This window comes from Bacteroidota bacterium, assembly GCA_005882315.1.
GTDB lineage: Bacteria > Bacteroidota > Bacteroidia > Chitinophagales > Chitinophagaceae > VBAR01.
In genome coordinates, this window is the sequence record VBAR01000006.1 from 162524 (window position 1) to 185463 (window position 22940).

21 protein-coding genes are annotated in these 22940 nt (G+C 38.8%); 11 read left to right on the forward strand and 10 right to left on the reverse strand.

All coding sequences use genetic code 11. The features are described from left to right. The first annotated feature begins 3 nt into the window (after positions 1-3). Entirely contained in the window at positions 4-462 is a 459-nt protein-coding gene (locus E6H07_18985) for a nuclear transport factor 2 family protein (GenBank protein TMI61604.1), read from the forward strand. An 81-nt stretch (positions 463-543) separates the two neighbouring features. Here the strand turns inward: E6H07_18985 and E6H07_18990 are convergent, their stop codons facing one another. Further along, entirely contained in the window at positions 544-990 is a 447-nt protein-coding gene (locus tag E6H07_18990) for an Hsp20/alpha crystallin family protein (GenBank protein ID TMI61605.1), read from the reverse strand. A gap of 213 nt (positions 991-1203) precedes the next feature. On the opposite strand from E6H07_18990, the gene E6H07_18995 reads away from it, so the two are divergent. From E6H07_18995 to E6H07_19025, 7 genes are all read left to right on the forward strand, one after another. Further along, on the forward strand, positions 1204-1620 hold the full coding sequence (locus E6H07_18995; protein ID TMI61606.1) for a BrxA/BrxB family bacilliredoxin: 417 nt from the start codon (positions 1204-1206) through the stop codon (positions 1618-1620). Between the two features lie 122 nt (positions 1621-1742). Continuing rightward, positions 1743-3035 (forward strand): diacylglyceryl transferase, encoded by a 1293-nt coding sequence (locus E6H07_19000; GenBank protein TMI61607.1) that lies wholly within the window; start codon positions 1743-1745, stop codon positions 3033-3035. A 283-nt stretch (positions 3036-3318) separates the two neighbouring features. Further along, a complete protein-coding gene (locus E6H07_19005) occupies positions 3319-4176 on the forward strand; it encodes an RNA polymerase sigma factor RpoD/SigA (GenBank protein ID TMI61608.1) in 858 nt (285 codons plus the stop codon). Positions 4177-4323: 147 nt separating this feature from the next. Next, entirely contained in the window at positions 4324-5202 is an 879-nt protein-coding gene (locus E6H07_19010; protein ID TMI61659.1) for a DUF4249 domain-containing protein, read from the forward strand. A gap of 106 nt (positions 5203-5308) precedes the next feature. Continuing rightward, entirely contained in the window at positions 5309-6256 is a 948-nt protein-coding gene (gene trxB / locus E6H07_19015) for a thioredoxin-disulfide reductase (protein ID TMI61609.1), read from the forward strand. An 11-nt stretch (positions 6257-6267) separates the two neighbouring features. Beyond that, on the forward strand, positions 6268-6618 hold the full coding sequence (locus tag E6H07_19020) for a dihydroneopterin aldolase (GenBank protein TMI61610.1): 351 nt from the start codon (positions 6268-6270) through the stop codon (positions 6616-6618). A 6-nt stretch (positions 6619-6624) separates the two neighbouring features. Next, on the forward strand, positions 6625-7380 hold the full coding sequence (locus E6H07_19025) for a hypothetical protein (protein ID TMI61611.1): 756 nt from the start codon (positions 6625-6627) through the stop codon (positions 7378-7380). A 4-nt stretch (positions 7381-7384) separates the two neighbouring features. Here the strand turns inward: E6H07_19025 and E6H07_19030 are convergent, their stop codons facing one another. Both E6H07_19030 and E6H07_19035 read right to left on the reverse strand, forming a co-directional pair. After that, positions 7385-8749: an MATE family efflux transporter gene (locus E6H07_19030; GenBank protein ID TMI61612.1), complete on the reverse strand. Its 1365-nt coding sequence runs from the start codon at positions 8747-8749 to the stop codon at positions 7385-7387. A gap of 151 nt (positions 8750-8900) precedes the next feature. After that, positions 8901-10094 carry a Gfo/Idh/MocA family oxidoreductase gene (locus E6H07_19035; GenBank protein ID TMI61613.1) on the reverse strand — a complete coding sequence of 398 codons (1194 nt, stop codon included), beginning with the start codon at positions 10092-10094 and terminating at the stop codon, positions 8901-8903. Between the two features lie 145 nt (positions 10095-10239). Here E6H07_19035 and E6H07_19040 point away from each other — a divergent pair, with 145 nt between their 5' ends. Then, positions 10240-10893, forward strand: coding sequence for a protein-L-isoaspartate(D-aspartate) O-methyltransferase (locus tag E6H07_19040; protein TMI61614.1), 654 nt, complete (start codon positions 10240-10242; stop codon positions 10891-10893). Between the two features lie 37 nt (positions 10894-10930). Here the strand turns inward: E6H07_19040 and E6H07_19045 are convergent, their stop codons facing one another. The 4 genes from E6H07_19045 to E6H07_19060 all read right to left on the reverse strand — a co-directional run bounded on the left by E6H07_19045 (position 10931) and on the right by E6H07_19060 (position 17407). Next, entirely contained in the window at positions 10931-11446 is a 516-nt protein-coding gene (locus tag E6H07_19045; protein TMI61615.1) for a hypothetical protein, read from the reverse strand. Positions 11447-11462: 16 nt separating this feature from the next. Continuing rightward, positions 11463-13043: a magnesium chelatase gene (locus tag E6H07_19050; protein TMI61616.1), complete on the reverse strand. Its 1581-nt coding sequence runs from the start codon at positions 13041-13043 to the stop codon at positions 11463-11465. Positions 13044-13133: 90 nt separating this feature from the next. Then, on the reverse strand, positions 13134-14231 hold the full coding sequence (locus tag E6H07_19055; protein ID TMI61617.1) for a hypothetical protein: 1098 nt from the start codon (positions 14229-14231) through the stop codon (positions 13134-13136). Positions 14232-14350: 119 nt separating this feature from the next. After that, complete coding sequence (locus E6H07_19060) at positions 14351-17407, reverse strand: protein translocase subunit SecDF (GenBank protein TMI61618.1); 3057 nt, start codon at positions 17405-17407, stop codon at positions 14351-14353. 266 nt (positions 17408-17673) lie between these two features. Between E6H07_19060 and E6H07_19065 the strand changes: the two genes are divergently transcribed. Then, a complete protein-coding gene (locus E6H07_19065) occupies positions 17674-18864 on the forward strand; it encodes a pyridoxal phosphate-dependent aminotransferase (protein TMI61660.1) in 1191 nt (396 codons plus the stop codon). Positions 18865-18910: 46 nt separating this feature from the next. Beyond that, positions 18911-19726, forward strand: a complete 816-nt coding sequence (locus tag E6H07_19070) for a cyclase family protein (protein TMI61619.1) — start codon at positions 18911-18913, stop codon at positions 19724-19726. 46 nt (positions 19727-19772) lie between these two features. On the opposite strand, the gene E6H07_19075 is transcribed toward E6H07_19070, so the two are convergent. From E6H07_19075 to E6H07_19085, 3 genes are all read right to left on the reverse strand, one after another. Then, on the reverse strand, positions 19773-20357 hold the full coding sequence (locus E6H07_19075) for a dephospho-CoA kinase (protein ID TMI61620.1): 585 nt from the start codon (positions 20355-20357) through the stop codon (positions 19773-19775). Between the two features lie 105 nt (positions 20358-20462). Then, complete coding sequence (locus E6H07_19080) at positions 20463-22007, reverse strand: aromatic hydrocarbon degradation protein (protein ID TMI61621.1); 1545 nt, start codon at positions 22005-22007, stop codon at positions 20463-20465. 174 nt (positions 22008-22181) lie between these two features. Then, positions 22182-22904, reverse strand: a complete 723-nt coding sequence (locus tag E6H07_19085; GenBank protein TMI61622.1) for a hypothetical protein — start codon at positions 22902-22904, stop codon at positions 22182-22184. Positions 22905-22940 lie beyond the last annotated feature (36 nt).

Below are 22940 nucleotides of genomic sequence, written 5' to 3' on the forward strand. Positions count from 1 at the left end.
CATATGCGTAAGATTCAGATTTCATTAACGTTAATATTTATTTCACTTATCAGTCATGCACAAACTGCTGAAGACTCCGTAAAAGCCGTAGTAAATAATCTATTCACAGCAATGAAAAATGCAGATACAGTATTATTGAAAAGCACATTTGCAGATGCAGCAATTTTTCAAACAATTACCAAGGATAGAACAGATGGTAAAACAAAAGTGAATACTGATCCTGTGCAAGGATTTGTTGATTTCATAGGTAAATCAACACCCGGGGATGCAGATGAGAGAATTAGTTTCGGGGCAGTAAAAATTGATGGTGACCTTGCAAGTGTCTGGACACCGTATAATTTTTACTTTAAAAAACAATTTAGCCATTGCGGTGCTAATTCATTTCAACTGATACGCTTTAATGGTGTATGGAAAATACAATACCTGATTGATACGAGACGGAAGCAGGGATGTACTCCATAAAAAAAGAAACCCCCGGTAGAAACCGGGGGTGTAAACCAAAACCAACTGCTTATGAGAAAACTTTTATTTATAAAGAACTAATTAAGATATTTTAATTTCTGTTGTTGGAGCTTTGACTTCCACTTTCTTCGGAAGGTTTAATCTCAATACTCCATTGATGTAAGAAGCATCTATTTTAGTTGCATCAATTTTTTCATCAACTGTGAAAGATCTCTTAAAGGATTTAAAACTGTACTCTTTGCGAATTTGTTTTTCATTCTCCTCTTTTACTTCATCCTTTTTTTCTGCTGAAACAGTCAGGATATTATTCTCCAGGTTTATTTTGAAATCTTCTTTTGTAAATCCCGGAGCTACCAGATCCATTTCAAAAGAACTACCTGATTCTTTGACGTTCACTGGAACAAATCCCTTCCAATCTGCTTTGTTAAAATCATTCTTAAATACAACAGGTAATTCAGTAAAAAGTTCATCAACTAAGCTGTTGAAACTTCTTTCAAACGGTTGCAGGTTAAACTTTACATGTGCCATGGTTATTTGATTTTTGTTTTTGAATATTTAGACACACAGAACAAATCAAATGATGAACCACTCCAATTATTTACGACATTTTGAAAGTTTTTAGATTTATCCTCCGACAGAATTTCCGAAATGTGGAATATCTGGGTGTCAAAGTTTCTGAAGTACATTCATACCGATACGATTCTTTACTTTTGCTGAATATTCCTAACTAAACAAATAACTATGTATCCAGAAGAAATAGTAATTCCTATGAAAGAAGAGTTAACTGAGAATGGTTTTGAAGAAATGCTGACACCCGAAGAAGTGGATGTTCAACTTTCAAAAAAGGGAACTACATTGGTAATGATCAATTCCGTTTGTGGTTGTTCAGCAGGTACTGCCCGACCAGGCGTTTTGCTGGCTGTACATCAAGCAGAAAAAAAGCCTGATTTTCTAACTACAACTTTTGCCGGCTTTGATGTAGCAGCTCTAAGAAGACTCAGAGAACACTTACTTCCTTATCCTCCATCATCTCCATCAATCGCATTATTTAAAGATGGTCAGTTGGTTCATTTTATCGAACGTCATCAGATTGAAGGAAGACCTGCGCAGGTAATTGCGCAAAACCTGATGGGTGCATTTCAACAGCATTGTAATTAATAATTCTTTTATACAACAAAAGCTCCTTCTTAAATCATGAAGGGGCTTTTGATTTTTAAATCCGGCACAATAGCACCGATTAACGGGGTTTCGCTATATTCGCTGCCTTAAAGCCTGGCTTAATGTATCCCAACCTCTTTTACGTTTTCAAAGACTTATTCGGAATTGAAATTGACGGTCTCAGGTTTGTAAATTCATTCGGTTTTTTTGTTGCTATTGCATTTATTATTGCTGCAGTTATCCTTTCAAAAGAACTTCAACGCAAAAGCGGGCAAGGCTTTTTTCAGCCTTCCGAAATGCAGATAATGGTAGGCGAACCGGCTAAATTAATGGACCTGCTTTCAAACTTTCTGTTAGGTTTTTTGCTGGGCTATAAAATTCTTGCATTATTTCTGTTAAGTAAATCAGCCACTACCGATCCGCAAGCTTTTATATTCTCATTGAACGGAAGTTGGCCAGCTGGTATTGGTTTAGGATTGTTATTTGCCGGACTAAAATGGTGGGAGAAAAAGAAGAACTTTTTACCCAAACCTGAAAAGAGAACAGTACGCATCTGGCCGCATGACAGGGTAGGAGAAATAACTATTCTGGCTTTGATATTTGGATTACTCGGCGCCAAACTGTTTGACATATTTGAGAACTGGAGTGGATTTTTAAAAAATCCATCATCTTATATTTTTTCACCTGCAGGCCTTACTATGTATGGGGGCCTTATTTGTGCTTCACTTGCTATCTGGTGGTATGCAAAAAAACATAAGATATCTTTTTGGCATTTGAATGATTCAGCGGCGCCTGCATTGATGCTGGCCTATGCGATTGGCCGATTAGGTTGCCAGGTAGCTGGTGATGGTGATTGGGGAATATTTAATTCAGCGTATGCTGTAAATGATAAAGCTAAAATTGAACTAGCTAATCCAGGTTCTTTAGATTCTACCATTAAATCAAATGTTGTTTATTTCATGAACGAGTTTGACAGCTTGTCAAACGTCCCTTCAGCACATTTTAAAAAACCGGGTGCCCTTGGTTTTATGCCTGATTGGTTATTTGCATACGACTATCCGCATAATGTAAATGAAGCAGGCATTGAATTGGCTGATTGCAAAGATAAGTATTGTAATCATTTACCGGCGCCTGTCTTTCCCACACCTTTTTATGAAACTATTATTTGCACAATACTCTTTTTTATCATCTGGGGTTTGAGAAAAAGATTTAAAGTTGCAGGTACTCTTTTTGGGTTTTATTTAATGCTAAATGGCCTTGAAAGATTCTTTATAGAAACAATAAGAGTGAATAATAAAATGCGAATCTTCGGCATTCAAATGACACAGGCTGAGTTGATCGCAGCGCTTTTATTTATCTCTGGATTAGCTATATGCATCACGTTATCCCGTAAAAACAAGCCCAAGGCTGTATGACCTACCCAGTAGCATGTATTTTTTAACATTAGCATAAGAAATTTATCTTAATTAAGCATTTCCGAAAACCCTTATCCAGCAAGAGTTTTACTGCATTTAAGTTTTTCGCAATCGATTCCGGTATATTGTAAATCAAATTTTTATCCCCAAAAGCTATGAGAAACGGGCACTGTGGTGTACTTTTGCAGACATAACTGGACAAATTCTTAACCTACATTTTGCAACATCCTTTGAACCAGCCCGGTCTTTATTTCGTTATTTAAACAAAGAGAGGATTTAAATTATGAGGCAGCTTAAAATTGCTACCCAGATCACTAATCGTGATTCCCAAGCCGTTGAAAAGTATCTACAGGAAATTTCTAAAATTCCGATGATCACTCCCGAAGAGGAAACAACACTGGCTCAAAGAATCAAGATGGGCGACCAGCGGGCATTAGACAAATTGGTGCAGGCGAACCTTCGTTTCGTGGTATCTGTGGCTAAGCAGTACCAGCACCAGGGACTTTCTCTTAGCGATTTGATTAACGAGGGTAACCTCGGATTGATAAAAGCGGCACAACGCTTTGATGAAACCAAAGGTTTCAAATTCATTTCATACGCTGTTTGGTGGATTCGCCAGTCCATCCTGCAGGCGTTGGCAGAGCAGGGCCGTTTAGTCCGCTTGCCTCAAAACAAAATTGGCACCTACAACAAAGCCAACAAGGCTTATATGGCTTTTGAACAAGAACATGAAAGGGAACCATCAACAGAAGAACTGGCTGATATCCTGGAAATGAGTGAAACAGAGATCAACAACATTTTTCAAAGCAATACCCGCCACACTTCATTAGATGCTCCTGTACATGAAGCAGAAGATGTAGCTATGGGTGATTTGCTGGAAGGAAGTGAAGACACGGATGATGATGTGATGAAAGATTCTTTGCGTAATGAAATTCGTCGTGTTTTGAAATCACTTTCACCCCGCGAAGCTGAGATCGTAAACGCTTATTTCGGATTAGACGGAGAGAATGGTGTTACAATCGAACAAATTGGCCACAAATACGATCTTACCAAAGAACGTATCCGCCAGATCAAGGAAAGAGCAATTAAACGTTTACAAAAAGCCCGTTATAGCAGTGCTTTAAAAGCTTATTTAGGCTAAAAATATTATTGTCTGCTTCGGTGGACAGTAACTAAAAACCAAATTGGTGGGTTTTTAAAAAAGACAGTCACGCAACAGCGTGGCTGTTTTGTTTTATAAGCGGTTACATGCATACCATTCATTTCCTAAATTTGCAATGTGAAAATCCTGAAACCATTTTTTTACTTCGTGATTGTGACTGGTTTTATTTCCTGCGAAAAGGCAATTGATTTTGATTTAGAAGATCAGGAACCAAAACTGGTAGTGGAAGCGACGATTGAGAATGAAACATGGCCAATTGTTATTTTGAGTAACAGTCTTAATTATTTTTCTACACTCGATCCTTCTTATATCCAGCAGAGTTTTGTTCATAATGCAGTTATTTATGTTTCTAATGGTACAAAAACGCATATTCTGAAGGAATATGAAGTGCCATTACAGGGAGGTTATTCGTTGTTCTATTATTCAGTTGACTCATCAAATCTTGCAACTGCTTTTAAAGGAGAATTAAATAAGCAGTACACAATGCTGATCGAAACAAATAGTAAAGAATATACAGCCACTACAACAATCCCCTCTATCACAAAAAGGATTGATTCAATGTGGGCCAGGACTATTCCCGGGTTTGATGACCCCAATAAAAGGGCTTTAATGGTTAAAGCAACAGACCCTGCGGGATATGGTGATTATATCCGCTATTTTACCCGCAGTAATAGTGAACGGTTTTTCCCTGGCCTTAATTCAGTTTTTGATGACCAGATCATTGATGGGACCACTTACTCGGTGGAAATAGAAAGAGGAGTAGATAGAAACTTGCCCCGTGAGGAAGGCTATTCTTTTTTTAACAAAACAGATACTGTGACTTTAAAACTTTGCAATATAGATAAAGCCACTTTCGATTTCTGGCGAACAATGGAGTTTGCTTATTCATCTGTAGGTAATCCGTTTTCATCTCCTACCAAAGTGCTGAGTAATATCAGCGGTGGCGCCCTGGGCTATTTTGGAGGCTATGCAGCCCAGTTTAAAACTATCATTATCAGAGATTAGATTTTTGTACACATATCCTTGTGTGTCGTGTATCGAACACTGTGTTTAGCCATTTAGGATTAAATTTGCAATCCCGATAACTATCGGAATAAATTAAAAGAAGAATATGGACGCAACAGCAAGTGAAAGGGTGAAATGCCTGATTATAGGTTCAGGGCCGGCTGGATACACAGCAGCTATTTATGCTTCAAGGGCCAACCTGAATCCTGTATTATACCAGGGCATTCAACCGGGTGGACAATTAACGATCACAACGGAAGTAGAAAACTATCCCGGCTATGCAGATGGCATACAGGGCCCGGAAATGATGGTTCATTTTGAAAAGCAAGCACACCGGATGGGGGCTGATATACGCTATGGTCTTGCTACAAAAGTTGATTTTTCTTCTTTGCCACATAAGGTTTGGATCGATGATGAAAAAATGATAGAAGCAGATGCAGTAATAATTTCAACTGGCGCATCGGCTAAATGGTTGGGTCTGGAAAGTGAACAGCGATTGAATGGTTATGGCGTAAGTGCATGTGCTGTATGTGATGGATTTTTCTTTCGTGGAAAAGAAGTAGCGATCGTTGGTGCCGGTGATACGGCTGCAGAAGAAGCATTGTATTTATCCAAACTCTGTACAACAGTACATATGATAATTCGTCGTGGAGAAATGCGGGCATCGAAAGTGATGGCTGATAGAGTTCAGAAAACACCGAATATTAAAATCTACTGGCATTCTGAAACAGATGAAGTGCTGGGAGGAAAAACTGTAAGTGCAGTGAGGATAAAAAATATTCAGACCGGCGAAAAAACTGAAATACCTGTAAACGGTTTTTTTGTTGCTATTGGGCATCAGCCTAATTCAGAAATTTTTAAAGGCTTTGTGGATATGGATGAAGCAGGATATATTAAAACAATTCCCGGCTCATCAAAAACAAATGTAGAAGCAGTTTTTGCCAGCGGCGATGTACAGGATAAAATTTACCGCCAGGCTGTAACGGCTGCGGGTAGCGGTTGTATGGCAGCATTGGATGCAGAACGGTATTTGGCTGAAAAAGGAATTCACTAAACAAATAAAGCATGATTATTGTAGAGTTAAAGAATATCCGCTTTCATGCTTTTCATGGCTTATATGCAGAAGAAAGAAAAAGCGGGGGGGATTACGAGTTCAATCTTGCAGTAAGTCTGGAAGAAACTCAATTGATAACAGAACTCAATGAAACAGTTAACTATGTCCGGCTGCATGAACTGGTAAAGCAGGAAATGAATACACCAAGACATTTACTGGAAACATTACTTATGGAAATTGCGGAAAAGATACATGCTGAATTTCCGCTGGTGAAAGAAATAGATATGAGCGTAGCAAAATTAAATCCTCCGATCGTTAACTTTATAGGTAGTACATCCGTTACATACAGAAAACAGTATTAGTATAGCATGAGGAAAACCTCAATTATTTTATTTTCCCTTTTTACATCTTTTGTATCATTTGGCCAGGATGTAAATAAGCTGGTTAAAAAAGCAGACAGTCTTGAAGCTGCGCTGAATGAGGCCGGTGCTTATGAAACATTCAAACAGGTACTGAAAGCTGATCCCCGAAATTATCATTCACTTTGGAAATGCAGCGAATTGTGCAGTCGCATCGGTAATCGCCAAAAAGTAAAAGAAACAAAGCTCGATTATTTTAAAGCAGGAAGGATATATGCCGAGACAGCTATTAAAGTAAATCCCAAAGCGGCTGATGGATACTATGCTCTTTCAGTGGCTATGGGAAGAAAAGCATTGATTGAAAGTGGTAATGAAAGAATAAATGCAGTAAAGGAAATTAAAACAAATGCTGATAAAGCTCTTGCAATAGATCCTAATCATGGTCGTGCCTGGCATGTGCTGGGTAAATGGAATTATGAAGTGAGCAACCTGAATGGACTTGAAAAAGCAGCATTAAGAATATTATATGGTGGTTTGCCCAAAGCATCTTTAGCTGAATCGATCCGCTGCTATGAAAAAGCAAAACAACTGGAGCCGGTATTTGCTTTAAATAATCTTGAATTGGCGAAAGCCTATCACCGTAATGATGAAGATGCAAAAGCAATTGCATTGCTGAAAAGTTTACCAAATATACCAGCCCGAACAGAGGATGATACCCGCATTAGAGAAGAAGGCAGGAAATTGTTGCAAAAGATTGAGGATTGAAATATCATATCACTTTCTTCCTCCACCTTTCACTCCTGATATATAAGAACGAAGGCACAAACATCAGTATCCAGTAAAGCCACTCACTCATCCAGCCAATAGTGATTGACAGTTTGAATTTTTCCATTACTACATAGACATAAATGCTGTAAAGGATAATGGTGAAGAGTTCAATGAGGAAAGTAACTCTTGTATTGCCCGTACCGGTTACCGATGATAACCACACAACCGAGAATGACATTAGTATCATCGCTAATGAAATAACTCTTACAACCGGTATACCTTGCTCAATAAACTCCTGGCCTTGCCCGAAAATGGAAAGAAATAATTGCGGAGCAATATTGAGTACAATGCAAATACATATAGCAATACCGGTACTTAGCTTTACAATTTTTTTAATTACATGTATCACTTCATCTTTTTTACCTTGCCCGATCACATTACTTACCATGCTATTGGCTGCGGAAGCAAATGCCCAGCTCATACAACCAAAAATACCAAACACGTTTCGCATTACGTTGGAGATGGCCTGAGGTATGTCGGATGGCTGGTTTCGTTCAATAAGAACATAAAAGAATTCCCAGGTAGTAATGCTGATCGCATGCTGAAACACCAGCGGCGCAGACATATTCGTAATGAGCTTTGCATTCTGTTTATCCCAGCGAATATTTTTAAACAATGAAAATCGTTGTGCAATTCCTTTTTGATGAATAACAAGATAAATAACAAACATTCCGGTAAACTCTGCAAGAATAGAAGCAAAGGCAGCCCCGTTAAATCCCATTTCGGGAAAACCTAGTTTTCCAAAGATGAATGTATAATCAAAAAATATATTGGCAATGGCTTCAGCGATCGTACCCAGTACCAAATATTTGCTTTGATTAGTGCCGACAAGCAATGCATTCCGCATTTGATAGATGTATAAAAAAGGGAGTCCCCAGATCCGTATTTGTAAAAAAGAAATTGCCATCTCTGCTTTTTGTGGTTCATGCAGGATGTTACGAAAAAGAATCGGCGTGAAAGTATAACTTACAATTATTCCAAATGCTGCGATCAGCATAGTAGTCAGAATCCCCTGGTTGAACAGTTTGCCGATCTCATTCGGTTTGTTTTCGCCAGCTCTGCGGCTGATGAGAGCCTGCAAGCCATTATTGAATCCAAAACCAACAGAAGCAAATATCAGGTAGTACACACCGGTGATACTTGCTACTGCCAGTGAGGTAGATGAATAATGACCGAGAAAAATATTGTTGATTATGAAATTGAGTTGCGGTACCAGTATAGCAAAACTGATTGGCAGCGTCAATTTTAATATCTGCCGGTTAGTTACCTGCATCTGCAGGTTGCTATAACTGTTTTCTGCACTCATAAAAGTAAAAGACGGCAAACCTACGATAAATTGAGCTGGTCTGTATTCAGATTAGGTTCATGTTCAGGGTTAATTTTTTATAAACATGCTGCTAAAAATAAAAGTCCTGCGATGAAGCGGGACTTTGAATATTTATTTATAAAAACTTTTATTATTCAAGTACTTTCTCTGTGATCTTTCCGGTCCTCTTATTTTTCAAGATCACTTTCTTTGCTCCGTAGTGTGTTACTTCTTCTTTCACCAGGTAATGGTCCACATCGTATTCAGTTAAGTGACTGTCTTTGCTTACACCAACTCTTCCCCGCCAGATATCAAGTTTCACCGGTTCCCATTGTTTAGTTTTGGCACTTCGGTAAGCTGCATCTAAAATACAATTCACTACATAGCCATCATAAAAACTTTCTTTCGGTGCTTTGTTGTCTTCCATTGCATTGAACATATCCATGAACATATGATTATATCCGAGTTCATTTAATTCATCACCCACAGGAAATAACCAGCCTTTATTGCTTTCTGCTTTTTCTGCAACATAATCTGCGCCCTGTCCTGATGTAAACATTTCGAAACCTGTACGTAAAAAACTATTTATCCAAATCGTTCCCTCACTGCCCATCACCTCATCCCTCAGATCGAGACCACCACGAAATGTCCAGCTAACTTCAAATTGGCCGATAGCACCGTTTTCATATTTCACTAAACCAATAGCATGATCTTCTGCATCGATCGGCTTTACCTGTGTATCGGCCCAACACATTACTTCAATTGGCTTAATGTCTTTCCCGATATAACTCCGTGCAATTTCTACGCAATGGCAACCAAGATCGAGGATACAACCGCCACCGGCCTGCTCGATATCCCAGAACCAATCACTATGAGGCCCGGGATGTGTTTCTCTTGACTTGGCCCAGAGAACTCTGCCAATTGCCCCTTGCTTTACACTCTCTATTGCTTTTATAAATTTCGGTGTGTAAACCAAATCTTCCAGGTAACCATTGAAAATACCGGCTTTCTCCACCGCTTCCAGCATTCGTTTTGCCTCTTCACCATTTCGGCCCAAAGGTTTGGTAGTGATAACAGCTTTTTTATGTTTACAGCAAAGCAACACGGCTGCTTCATGTAAATTATTGGGCAAAGAAATACAAACCACATCAACATCAGGATGGGCAATAGAAGCTTCCATATCAGTTGTCCAGTGCGACACTTTGTAATCTTCTGCAAACTTTTTAGCGCTTTCTTCTCTTCTTGAATAGATGCTTACAATTTTGTCCTTGTTACGATAGCCTTGTATTGAATCAGCATAGAAACGACCGATAAAACCGGAGCCCAGCATAGATATTCTTTTCATTGGCTTAATGTTAGATTTTTTTGAAAAGTACGAAAGAAAGCAATTCAATGAGGTGAACAAATAGCCGAATAAATTTTTTGATCAACATAACAGCTCTTTTTCTCCTTTTCTTTTTTGTTCGCTTAACCTATATTGCAGCGAACTTATGAGACCAACCGAAGATAGTTACCGGCACAAGGGCCTGCGCAATAAACTTACAGATGTAATCAGGAGCAAAGGAATTACAGATGAAGAAGTGATCAATGCAATAAACAAAGTGCCCCGCCACTTTTTTCTTGATTCTGCTTTTGATGAAGTGGCTTATGAAGACCGGGCATTTCCAATAGGCGAGGGGCAAACTATTTCACAACCTTACACAGTTGCTTATCAAAGTCAATTGCTGGAAATAAAAAAATTTGAAAAGGTACTGGAAATTGGTACTGGCAGCGCTTACCAGGCAGTAGTATTGGCCGAAATGGGAGCCCAGGTTTATACCATTGAAAGACATAAGATATTATTTGACAGCAATAAACAGTTTACTTTTTTAAAAAAGTTCTCCAATATTAAATTCTTTTACGGTGATGGTTTTGAAGGACTGCCTACTTATGGGCCTTTTGATAAAATACTCATTACTGCCGCTGCACCTGAAATACCGCAAAAACTTCTTGAACAATTAAAATTTTATGGCATGATGGTATTGCCACTTGGAAGCGGTGATGTGCAGCAGATGATGCGATTAACTAAATTGGCAAGCGGGGCTATAAAGGAAGAAGTCTTTGACCGTTTTTCTTTTGTGCCGATGCTGGAAGGAAAGAAGTAGTTGCAGGCTTTTGTAATAACAGCTCGTATGAAGAGGGTTAATTTTCTGCAAGCTCCCTGTTTATCCTATTCAGATATTTTTTCTTGTAGTAATATTCTTTTACCTGCAGCAATTCTTTTTCGGTAGTAATACCGTCCTGATAATTTTCAATAATCTCTTTAACAGGTTCATATATTTCCGATTGGAGATTTAAGATTGATGATTGAATATTTTGTTTTAACTCCGGGTCATCTTCCATTTTGGCATCCATAAGTTGCTCATTTATCTCAAGCACTTCCATTAAAAAATTCGGTGGCAACTGGTATTTCTCTTCTTCTTCCAGCAGTTCTTTTAATTGAAGGACATACTTAATTGTCTCATCAGGATTCTGAAAAGTTTTAAAAGCTTTATTCAGGTTAGCTGTTATTTCCAATGCATGATGCTGCTCAGATGGTATGGCATTGGCATAAAAATCCGGGTGAAATTTTTTATTCAGCTCAAAATATTTTGCTGGTAAACCGGATTTGTCCACTTTCAGTTGAACGGGTATGCCGAATATTTCAAAGTAGTTCATAATGTATATCCTGTTTCTAATTCAAATCTTCTCCATCAAACTCCTCATCATAACTTTTTGCTGTGCCGATATTCATCATGCTACCGATCAGGTCAGCAAACTCCACTTTTGTTTCCATTACTTTTTTACTGATAAGCGAATAAGAAGCCAACCCATGCAACACAAATTCCATCATCAAAGCCGACTCTTCTTCATTTGCCTTTGGAAAAAATTTCTTGACCAATGAATGCAAGCCATCTACTTTATACAGTAATAACAGTTTGTCTTTATCCTTTGTGTTAAAGAATACATTCAGGTTATTGCCTTTATCAAACCAACCTGTAATAGAACGGTAAGGATTATCTGGTTCTTTTTCTTCCAGTGTTTGTTTATCCCGATTTCTATCGGGATTCCTTCTTTTCTTCAATGTTTCAGGATTTGGAAAGTATTGAATGAACTGCGTACGGATCGCTTTATCAAGCAGGTTCATGGCAACCTGGTAAGGGCCTTCCTGCTCGCCTTCATATACCAACTCTATTTTACCGGTGATGGAAGGAATGATGCCAATCAAATCACTCATCCATACCTGTGTCTGTTTTTCGTTGTTGATGATGGCCCTTCTTTCAGCTGTGCTGATAATATTTTCCAAAGCAGAAATAGTAAGCCTTGCACTTACGCCACTTTTTTTATCAACCAGTTCACTGGCTCTTGCTTCAAAAGCTACTTGTTCGATCAGGCGTTTTACCATGTCGCTGATCCTTACTTTTTGTTTTTGATCTTTCGAAATTTCTGCTTCCTGTTCCGTAATAGCCAATGCATTTTCAAGACTCTTTGGATAGTGAGTAAGTATCTGGCTTTCGATACGATCCTTAAGCGGAGTAACGATGGAGCCACGATTGGTATAATCTTCCGGGTTGGCTGTAAAAACAAAAAGAATATCGAGGTTCAATCGCAACTTAAAGCCACGGATCTGTATATCGCCTTCCTCTAAGATATTAAAGAGGGCAACCTGTATTCTTGCCTGCAAATCAGGGAGTTCGTTTATAACAAAAACGCAACGATTGCTCTTTGGGATGATGCCATAATGAATCACTCTTTCATCTGCAAAATTTAGCTTTAGGTTAGCAGCTTTTATCGGATCGATATCGCCAATCAAGTCGGCAACACTCACATCCGGCGTTGCCAATTTTTCGCCATAACGTTCACTCCGGTGTATCCAATGGATAGCTGTCTCATCGCCATGTGTTGCTATCTCTTCGATCGCAAATTTTGAAACTGGGTTCAGCGGATCATCATTTAGTTCGCTACCGGATACTGCCGGAACATACTCATCCAACAGTTCAGTCATCAGCCTTGCCATTCTTGTTTTTGCCTGTCCACGCAAACCAAGGAATAAAATATTATGCCTGCTCAGCAATGCCCTTTCAACATCGGGGGTTACGGTTTCTTCATATCCAATAATGCCGGGAAAAGTTTCTTCGCCTTTTTTTAACCTTGCTATAAGATTATCACGAATTTCTTCTTTGATCGTTTTCGGTTTATAGCCGCTTTCTTTCAGTTCTCCGAGGGTTGCGATACCCCCAAACCCCCTAAAGGGGGATTTAGGTACTTCTTTCATTTATTAGTTTCTTTTTTCTTTTGATTTTTTTAAAAATAACTTCTTAAATGTATTCTCAAATCTAAGTTCCCCTTTAGGGGGACAGGTGGTTCAATAAACAGTTTTTCTTTTTCCGCTTTCAAAATCCTTAAACACAAATGCTCCCAATTTATCCAGCGATGCAAAGAATGCTTTGCCCTGGTTCATTTCGGTGAACTCCTGAACAAAATTTTGCAGATAAGGATCGGTTGCGATCATAAATGTGGTAATTGGTATTTTCAATTTTTTACACTGAGCTGCAAGATTGATGCAACGATTTACGACTTTTCTATCCAACCCGAAAGCGTTTTTATAATACCGCTTGCCGATCTTCAAACAGGTGGGCTTACCATCTGTTATCATAAAGATCTGTTTGTTGGGATTTTTCCTGCGGCGCAAAATATCCATCGCCAGTTCAAGCCCAGCAACTGTGTTAGTATGAAAAGGTCCTACTTGTAAGTAAGGAAGATCTTTTATTTCGATTGGCCATGCATCATTTCCAAACACAACAATATCCAAAGTGTCTTTAGGATATTTTGTTGTTATGAGTTCACTCAATGCCATTGCTACTTTCTTGGCGGGTGTTATTCTATCTTCACCATATAAGATCATTGAGTGAGAGATATCGATCATCAGCACTGTGCTGGTTTGTGATTTAAAATCTGTTTCCCGTATGCTTAGATCATCTTCCTGCAAATGAAAACTTTCAATACCATGATTGATCTGTGCATTGCGGATACTTTCTGTAAAATCTATTTGCTCAGGCATATCGCCAAACTGGTAAGGTCTTGTTTCAGGATTTACTTCATCACCCAATCCCGGTTTGAAGCTATGATGGTCGCCTTTCTTAGTTTTCTTTAGTTTACCGAAAATTTCTTCAAGACTTCTCTTACGGATGCCTTGTTCTGTTTTCGGAGTGATCTTAATTTCCCCTGTTTGATTATTGTCAGTAATAAATCCTTTTGCTTTCAGGTCTTCAATAAAATCTCCCATACCATATTCATCATCGGTTAACTGGTATTTTTTATCCAGTTCATTCAGCCATGACAAAGCTTCTGCTACATCGCCGCTTGTGTAGGTGAGGAGCTGCATAAACAGATCAAGCAATTGATCAAATTTTGATTTGCCATTTGCCCGGGGATCATATTTGCTGAAATGAAAACCTTTCATAAAACTGTATAGCAAGTTACTGCAAATACTAACAGTGTGAAATGACGAAAGGTTGCGATTATGGTAAAAAATAAACCCCAACGTTACGGTCGGGGTTCAATATATATAAGTTGAGACTATTATTTCTTAACCACAGTTTTACCTGGCGCTGATTCACCCAGTGGTTTGTTTTTACCAATATCAACAAGAATTGGTGCAGCAACAAAGATAGATGAGTAAGTACCGGTGATAACACCGATCAGCATTGCAAATGCAAAGCCTCTTGTAACCTCACCACCAACCAGGAACAGGATAAGGATGGTAAGGAATACAGTGAGTGATGTCATGATCGTACGGCTCAATGTATCGTTGATTGCACGGTTGATAATTGATCCTCTTGATTCTCCTTTATAAACATGGCTGTATTCACGTATCCTGTCGAAAACGATAACGGTATCGTTCATCGAGAAACCGATAACGGTAAGAACCGCTGCGATAAAATGCTGGTCTATTTCCAATGGAAATGGAACCACGTTTTTCAGGAACGAGAATACGGCTAATGTAATAAAGACGTCGTGCAAAAGGGCTACAATTGTTCCTAATGAATAACGCCAGTCACGGAAACGTATTAATATGTATATGAAAATAACCAGTAATGCAAGCAAAGTTGCATTCACTGAATTCTTTTTAATATCATCCGCAATAGTAGGTAATACAGTTGATGAACTTTGAACCTCTGGTTTTCCATGAGCTTTTAATCCACCCAACATTTTTTCACGTACTAATGAATCAATTTCCTGTCCGGGAGTATTGATAAGGTAGGAAGTAGTGATCTCCAGTGTCTGGTTATCGCCAACAGTTTTGATAACAGGGTTTTCACCTTCAAATGCAAGTTTCAGTTCATCACGAATCTTCTCAACATCTACAGACTTATCAAATTTTACTTTGTATTGGCGTCCACCGCTGAATTCAACACCTTCTTTAAATCCATTGAAATAAGAACCGATGCCAAGCAATGCTACAACGACTGAGATCATGTATGCATACTTACGGTATTCAATGAATTTGAATTTAGCATGTTTAAATACCCTGCGGCTTACGTTGGTGAAATATTCAAGATGTTTGTTCTTGCTGGTAAACCAATCTGTAACCCAACGACTCACAAGGATACCGCAGAATAACGAGAGGACGATACCCAGCATTTGCGTAGTTGCAAAACCACGGATAGGGCCTGTTTGGAAATAAGTAAACAACAATAAAGCAGTAAGGAATGTCGTAACGTGGGCATCTATTACCGGCGGCAATGAACGTTTATAACCTTCATTGATAGCCGGGATATATCCTTTTCCCTTCGTTAATTCTTCTTTGATACGTTCATAAATAATTACGTTCGTATCAACTGCCATACCGATGGTAAGTACAAGACCGGCGATACCGGGAGCTGTTAATGTTGCGCCTAACCCTGCAAGCACACCAATAGTGAACAGCAGGTTAAGTATTAAGGCGATATTAGCGATCCATCCGGCCGTGTTATAATAAATAAGCATCAGCAGGAATATCACTATAAATGAAATGATGAATGCCATTGAACCACCGCGGATCGCATCTTTACCCAATGTAGCACCTACTTGTTCGTCCTGAACAATTTTTGCAGGAGCTTCCAGTCTTCCGAGTTTTAAGATATTAGCAAGGTCTTTAGCTTCTTCAATGGTAAAGCTTCCGCTGATCTCTGTATTGCCACCTGATATCTTCTCTCTTGCACCCGGTGCTGAATAAACAATATTATCAACTTCAATGGCAATCGGGAAACCTGTTGTAGCATTACTGCTTCTTTCAGTAAGAGCTTCCCAGATACGCTGACCAGCATTGTTCATTTTCAATGTTACAGTAGGCTTACCATCCAGCGGATTAAAGTCCTGTTTTGCCTCAGTAACTACATCACCCTGCATAGCAGCTCTATCATTGATAGGCTTTAGGAAATAAACAGGGAGAATTTTTTTATTTTTCGCATCAGTAGGTATCCCATAAGCTAAGATTGCGTTAGGCGGTAAATATCTTCTTAATGCTTCTGAGTTCAGGTATTCTCTTACAATAGCTGTATCGTTTACATTTACCTGGAAACCTACCAAACCTACCGTTTGATCACCTACCGGTAAAATGTATTTGAAGATGCTATTTTTATCTGCAGCAGCTGTTTGCTTCGCTGGAGTTTTACCAGTATCATTTGTTGGGGTTTTATCAAGATCCGATAGCTTGGTAACTTTTTGTGTTGTATCTACCACAGGAGCAGCCGTTACGGGCTTAGTTCCAGTTGTATCACCGGGCTTTGTAGTATCAGCTGGGTTTATACCTTTTGTAAAATTGTCAAACACAGCATCAATATTGTTTAATGATGCTGAGACAACATTCATCCTATAAGTTTCCCAGAACTGGAGATTCGCAGATGACTGCAATAACTTTCTTACTCTTTCTTTATCCTTTACTCCTGGTAATTCAACAGTGATGATTCCGCGACTCGGTTCAGGATTAATATTCGGCTGTGCTACACCAAACTGATCAATACGGCTTTTAAGGATGCGGTAAGTATTGTCAAATGCCACACCAGCTTCTGTTCTCAATACACCAATCACCTTTTCATCGTTATCGCCTACTTTTATTTGTTCTTTACGGGCAGTTGCAAATAAACCGCTCATCTTGTCCTTGCCTGCAATACCCTGGTAAGCATCTTTAAAAAGTGTGATGAAATTTGCAGAACTATTTTTTTTCAAATTAGTAGCACTATCAAGTGCTTTAAGAAACTGTGGATCTTTTGAACCACTGGCCAATGATTTCAGCATCCCAGTCATTTCCACTTCCATGGTCACACTCATACCGCCTTGCAGATCGAGACCGAGGTTCAGTTCCTCTTCTTTTGCTTTTTGGTAGGATACTGGACCATTGATTCCATAGGAAACAGTTTTTGTTTTTGTGCTGTCGAGTAATCTTTTCAAACGATTGTCATAATACTCTTTCGCTACTGCACTGTAATCGTCAATTTTCTGACTTCTTGTTTCAGGAAAAGCAGCATGAACATTGTTCAACGCAATATTTTCCATTTTCTTTTCATGGTTGCGGACAAACCAGGTAAAAGACAGTTGGTAGAGGGAGTAAATGATCAGTAGAATGGTAAAGAATCTGACCAAGCCTTTCAGTTGCATACGTTAGGTAGTTTATTGTTAATCCATGACACCACAATCCAATAGGGTGGGGCCTGTTTTTTTAAGGAGGGCAAAGATAGGGGTTTCGGTGTGAAAATCAGGGGAGATTTTGGCTTGGGCTGACGAGTGGAAATTCTTTATTTACAGAGGGTTTAAGGTTATAAATGATTGACCAATTTGTGGATTCTTTTTATGCTTTGAAACAGGTGTTAGTCCTGTGCAAACGTACATTTGCATAAAATTTTAAAATGTCAGCAATAGCAGCTATGCAATTATCTTCTTTACTACAAAAATTTAATGAACCTGAAACACTTAAAATGGCCAAGCTCGGTCGTGAGTTAAGGGCACAGGGTATTGATATAATTGATCTGAGTTTGGGTGAACCCGATTTTGATACACCTCAGCATATCAAAGATGCAGCGAAGAAGGCTATTGATGATAACTGGAGCCATTATCCACCGGTTGCAGGCTATCCTGAACTGCGACAGGCTGTTTGTGATAAATTTAAACGTGATAATAATCTTGATTATAAACCAGAGAACATTGTTGTATCGACAGGCGCCAAACAAAGTTTAGCAAACGCCATTCTTGCAACAGTAGATGCAGGCGATGAAGTGATCATTCCTGCTCCATTCTGGGTTACTTATTCAGAGTTGGTAAAAATTGCAGGCGGTATTCCTGTTATTCTTCCTTCAAAACTGGAGAATGATTATAAAGTAACCGCTGCTGAAGTAGAAGAAGCAATTACAGATAGAACAAAACTGTTTCTCTTTTCTTCACCCTGCAATCCTTCGGGTTCAGTTTATAATAAAGCAGAGCTGGAAGCATTAGCAAAATTATTCAGCAACTACCCGGAGATATTTATTATCTCCGACGAAATATATGAATATATCAACTTCATAGGTGCACATGAAAGCATTGCTCAGTTTGATGAAATAAAAGAAAGAGTAATTATTGTAAACGGATTGAGTAAAGGATATGCAATGACAGGTTATCGTTTAGGATATATTGCTGCTGCGCCAATTGTAGCTAAAGGTTGCGAGAAAATACAAGGACAATTTACCAGCGGTGCTAACTCAGTTACACAAAGAGCAGGTATTGTTGCATTGACAGGCGATATGCGTCCTACAGAAGAAATGGAAAAAGAATTTGAACGTAGAAAGAAAAGAGTAATGCAACTTTTGTCTGAAGTACCGGGATGGAAATGCAGTGAACCTGCTGGCGCATTTTATGTTTTCCCTGATGTAAGTGCCTATTTTGGTAAAACTGTTAACGGGCAAACTATTGAAAATGCAGATGATCTTTGTATGTATTTATTGAATACAGCACATGTATCTACAGTTACAGGCCGTGCATTTGGTTCGCCTGAATGTATTCGTCTTTCTTTTGCAAACAGCCTTCCGAAAATTGAAGCAGCTTATGTAAGGATAAAAGAAGCGTTGGCTAAGCTGAAATAATTTTTTATAAAAATCATTAGTGGTAACTTTTGCCTAAATTTTATTTATGCATCGGTTACCATTTTTCATGCTGGCTGTTTTTTGTTTTGCGTGTAACAATACTACCCCCAAAGAACATAGTCATAGTCTCGCTGATATGATGAAGTCGGGTAAACTCATTGACCTTTCCTACGATTTTTCTGATAAAACATTGTATTGGCCAACAGCAGCGACTTTTCGTTTTGATACGGCCTTTGAAGGGGTTACCCCGGCTGGCTTTTATTATTCAGCTTATAATTATTGTGCAGCTGAACATGGCGGTACTCATCTCGATGCACCAGTACATTTTGCAAAAGGTAAATGGGCTGCTGATGAAATACCGCTTGAAAATTTAGTTGGTGAAGCAGTTGTGATTGATGTGTCTGATAAAGCATTAAAGAATGTCGATTATCTTATAACAACAGAAGATATACAAACATGGGAAAAAATAAATGGTGAAATAACTGATAATGTCATCCTGTTTTTCAGAACTGGTTATGGGGCTTTTTATCCTGATGCAAAAAAATATTTAGGTACTGATGAAAGAGGAGCAGAGGCGGTAAGCAAATTACATTTTCCGTCTATTCATCCGGAGGCAGCTGAATGGTTGGTGAAGAACAGGAAACTAAAAGCTGTAGGTATTGATGTAGCAAGTGTTGATTATGGCCAATCAAAAGATTTTAAAACTCACCAGGTTTTATATGCACAAAATATTTCAGGGTTTGAAAATGTTGCCAACATGGATAAACTGCCAGTGAAAGGAGCTTATGTGTTTGCTTTGCCAATGAAAATAAAAGGAGGCAGTGGCGGGCCTTTGCGCATCATTGCATGGGTGAAGGAGTAAGTGATTCAATCACTTTGTAAAACTATTGAAGAATGTTTCCTTTGTATTAAGCTTTTTTCAAAAGGTCATGATGCAAGGATAGTACCTGTGGAACTATCAGCCTATGCTCATCATTATAAATAACAAAATCGCAGAGTTTCATTTTTATATCTTCATCTATCTGCCGGCTTATACGTTTAAGTACTTCTTCATGGGTTACATGATCACGGTCCATAACACGTTTGATGCGTAAGGCCTGTGGAGCATTTACTCCGATCACATAATCTAGTCTTTCTGAAACGCCGGCTTCAAAGATCAAAGCGGCTTCATGTATTGCATAAGGTGTTGTTTGTTGCTTCATCCATTCTTCGCCATTTTGTTTTATAGCAGGATGAGTAAGAGAATTAAGTAGTTCCAGTTTTTCAGGATCATTAAAAACAATAGAAGCAATATAAGAACGATTCAGACTTCCATCTGTATACGAATTAATGCCAAAATTTTTAATGATTAATTCTTTCAGACCCTCATCTTCATTCATCATCTTTCTCGTTTCTATGTCAGCATAAAAAACAGGGATGCCCAGCACTTCGAATACTTGTGCTACAGTGCTTTTGCCGCTACCAATGCCACCTGTTAAACCGATTTTCATCATAGATCAAATTTCGGAAACCAAACTTCAAATAAAAATTAAATCCTCATTTTTAAATGAGGATTTAATTTTTGCTATTATTTTTTTTGACATTGTTAAGGACAGGGGTTAGATCTTTATCCCAAAAGTCAATAATGCATTACCCATATTCCCTTTTATACTTGCCAGCGGAGTTAACCCGGATTGCAAGCGGTATGGTGTATGAATGTCCTTGATAAAAGTGTGTATGTAAGTAAGGTCAATAAAGAAACCTTTATTACGATACCCCAAACCACCACTTGCCTGGAACTTACTTCCTTTTTCACCTGCTAAATTTTTATAAGGATTGCCATAGTAGGCAGCGCCAAGACGTACCATTATGGTTGTAAATTTCAACTCACCACCTGCCCTGAAATTGAAAGTGCCTTTATAGGCATTGTCAATTGCATCGTTCAAATCATCCAGATAGTTCACGATAGCTGGATTGTTTTTGTCAGCTTCCAGTTCCATAAAAGATGCTGCCTTGTAGTTGATATATTCAATGTCTGCGGTAAGAAATCCTTTTTGTTTTGTTACATCTTCAATTTCACGAAGTACATAAGATAAGCTGCCGATGATCTTATAAGGAGTTACCATATTGTACTTGAAAATAGCATTTTCATTTCCTGTGAGAAACTGCGAGGTCTGTGAATATTCACCCTGGTAGCTTTCTGTATTTGTTATTACATCTGAATTATATTTATCCGTAATTGTAAGGAGTGAAGGCGAATGAAGAGCAAGTCCTAAACGGAAATATTCAACAGGTTTGTAAATAACACCACCTCTGAAAACAATCCCTGCTCCGTTTTGAGAAAAATTCTCGGTAAAGGTGGCATAATCGAATTTATTATTGGGGTTGGCTGTTGCATCCGCTTCATCAAAAATGGATTTGCGTTCATAGTTGGTAAATACAACACCTATTGAGCCGCCAGCATAAATCTTATCATTCCAGTTGGCCGCAAGAGCCATTGTAAGTTCTGTCAAACCTCCTTTGTTGATTAATTCCTGTCTTTGTAAAAGACCAGTTCCAATTGGTGAACGGGTCTGAAACTGGTAATTGCCGGATGTGCCACCTGCAATCGTATCGATCCAGTAAGTGTTAAAAGCGAGACTGGCGCCGTACTCATAATTAGTGGCTACGACGTTTGCGTCTTTTACACCATCGTTTTGTATCTGTTCGAGGAATTTTTGTGAGTAAGAGCTTTGGTTGTTTTGCCCGAAGTATAAAACATTTGAACCAAAATTTGCAGTGCGATTAACGGCCAGGCTGAATACAGAGGAGCGTTGTCCTTTTTTGTTACTATTACCTGATCCAAAAACAACACCGCTGGTTCCCATTCCAAAGGAATTCTTCTTTTGTTTTTCTTCTGTTCTTCCCATGAATGTTGACTTTGTATTTCCGAAATTATATCCAGGGGTAATAACAAGGTCCCCTGTTTTATAAAAGCCCAAACCAGCCGGGTTTACATAGTTGGCAGAAATATCACCCCCCAAACTTCCCATAGCACCGCCTACGGCTTGCTGCCGGGCTGTGCCACTCTGAATACTCCATGAATAGCGAAGGGCATCAGCAGGTTCCTGTGCCATGGCACCGGTCGCTGATGCAATAAAAGCTGTTATGAAAAATCTTTTCATATAAAGAGTTTATTATAGTTCATTGAAAATTGTTCTGATGGCTCAGTAGTATTGATGTAGTACAAGAGTGCGACGCAACCGAAGTTTGATCAGGGTACTTCTGCCGGTTACATAACTATGATCGTTAAAACCATAGTGAGTAACCGGTTGCTGCACCGCACTCTTATTAATATTTTAAAACTTCCTCACCGGAGCAGAGCCGCCGCCACCGCCGCTACTTCCAGAGGAAGACGGTGATGATGAACTGCTGCTTGATGTTCTTGGTGAGGAACTACTATTATTACTGCTTCCTGAAGAAGAAGAGTTGCTGCCACCACTGAAAATATCTCTCAACACACCTCCACGAGAACTACTGTTGTTATTGTTATAGCTGCTGGTGCCGGTATTTATTTTGGGATTGCCCGCTGCCGTTCTTACACCTGAACCTGAAGTTGTATAACCCTTATTACTAAGCAGGTTATTGTTATTATTGTAAGTATTCAGATTAAATGTTCTTGGTCTGCTGGAAGCATAATTTGATTTCGGATTAACGACTACATAATTCTGAGAATAGGGATTGTAGTAATTATTCCAGTAAGTATTCGGACTCCATGGATTTCCCCAGTATGAACTATTATAATAGCTGTAACGGTAACGATCGAAATAGTACCAGTCATCCAGTTCATTCCAGCGATTACGGTTTTGAACTTTCATACGCAGGTAACGATCATCGTAATAATATTCGTCGTAACGGTATTCACGATCGTTATCGTCTTCTACACGTACATACTCATCATGGTCCACAGGGCGGGCCGGTGAGTAATAAACATCATCGGGAGTTTGACCGGTTTTGTAAGCGGTGGTACAGCTGCTAAAAGCAACTGTTGCTAATGCCAGAAGTAAAATTGATGATTTCATGGCAACTGGGTTTAAGTTTTATAAATTGAAGTTACT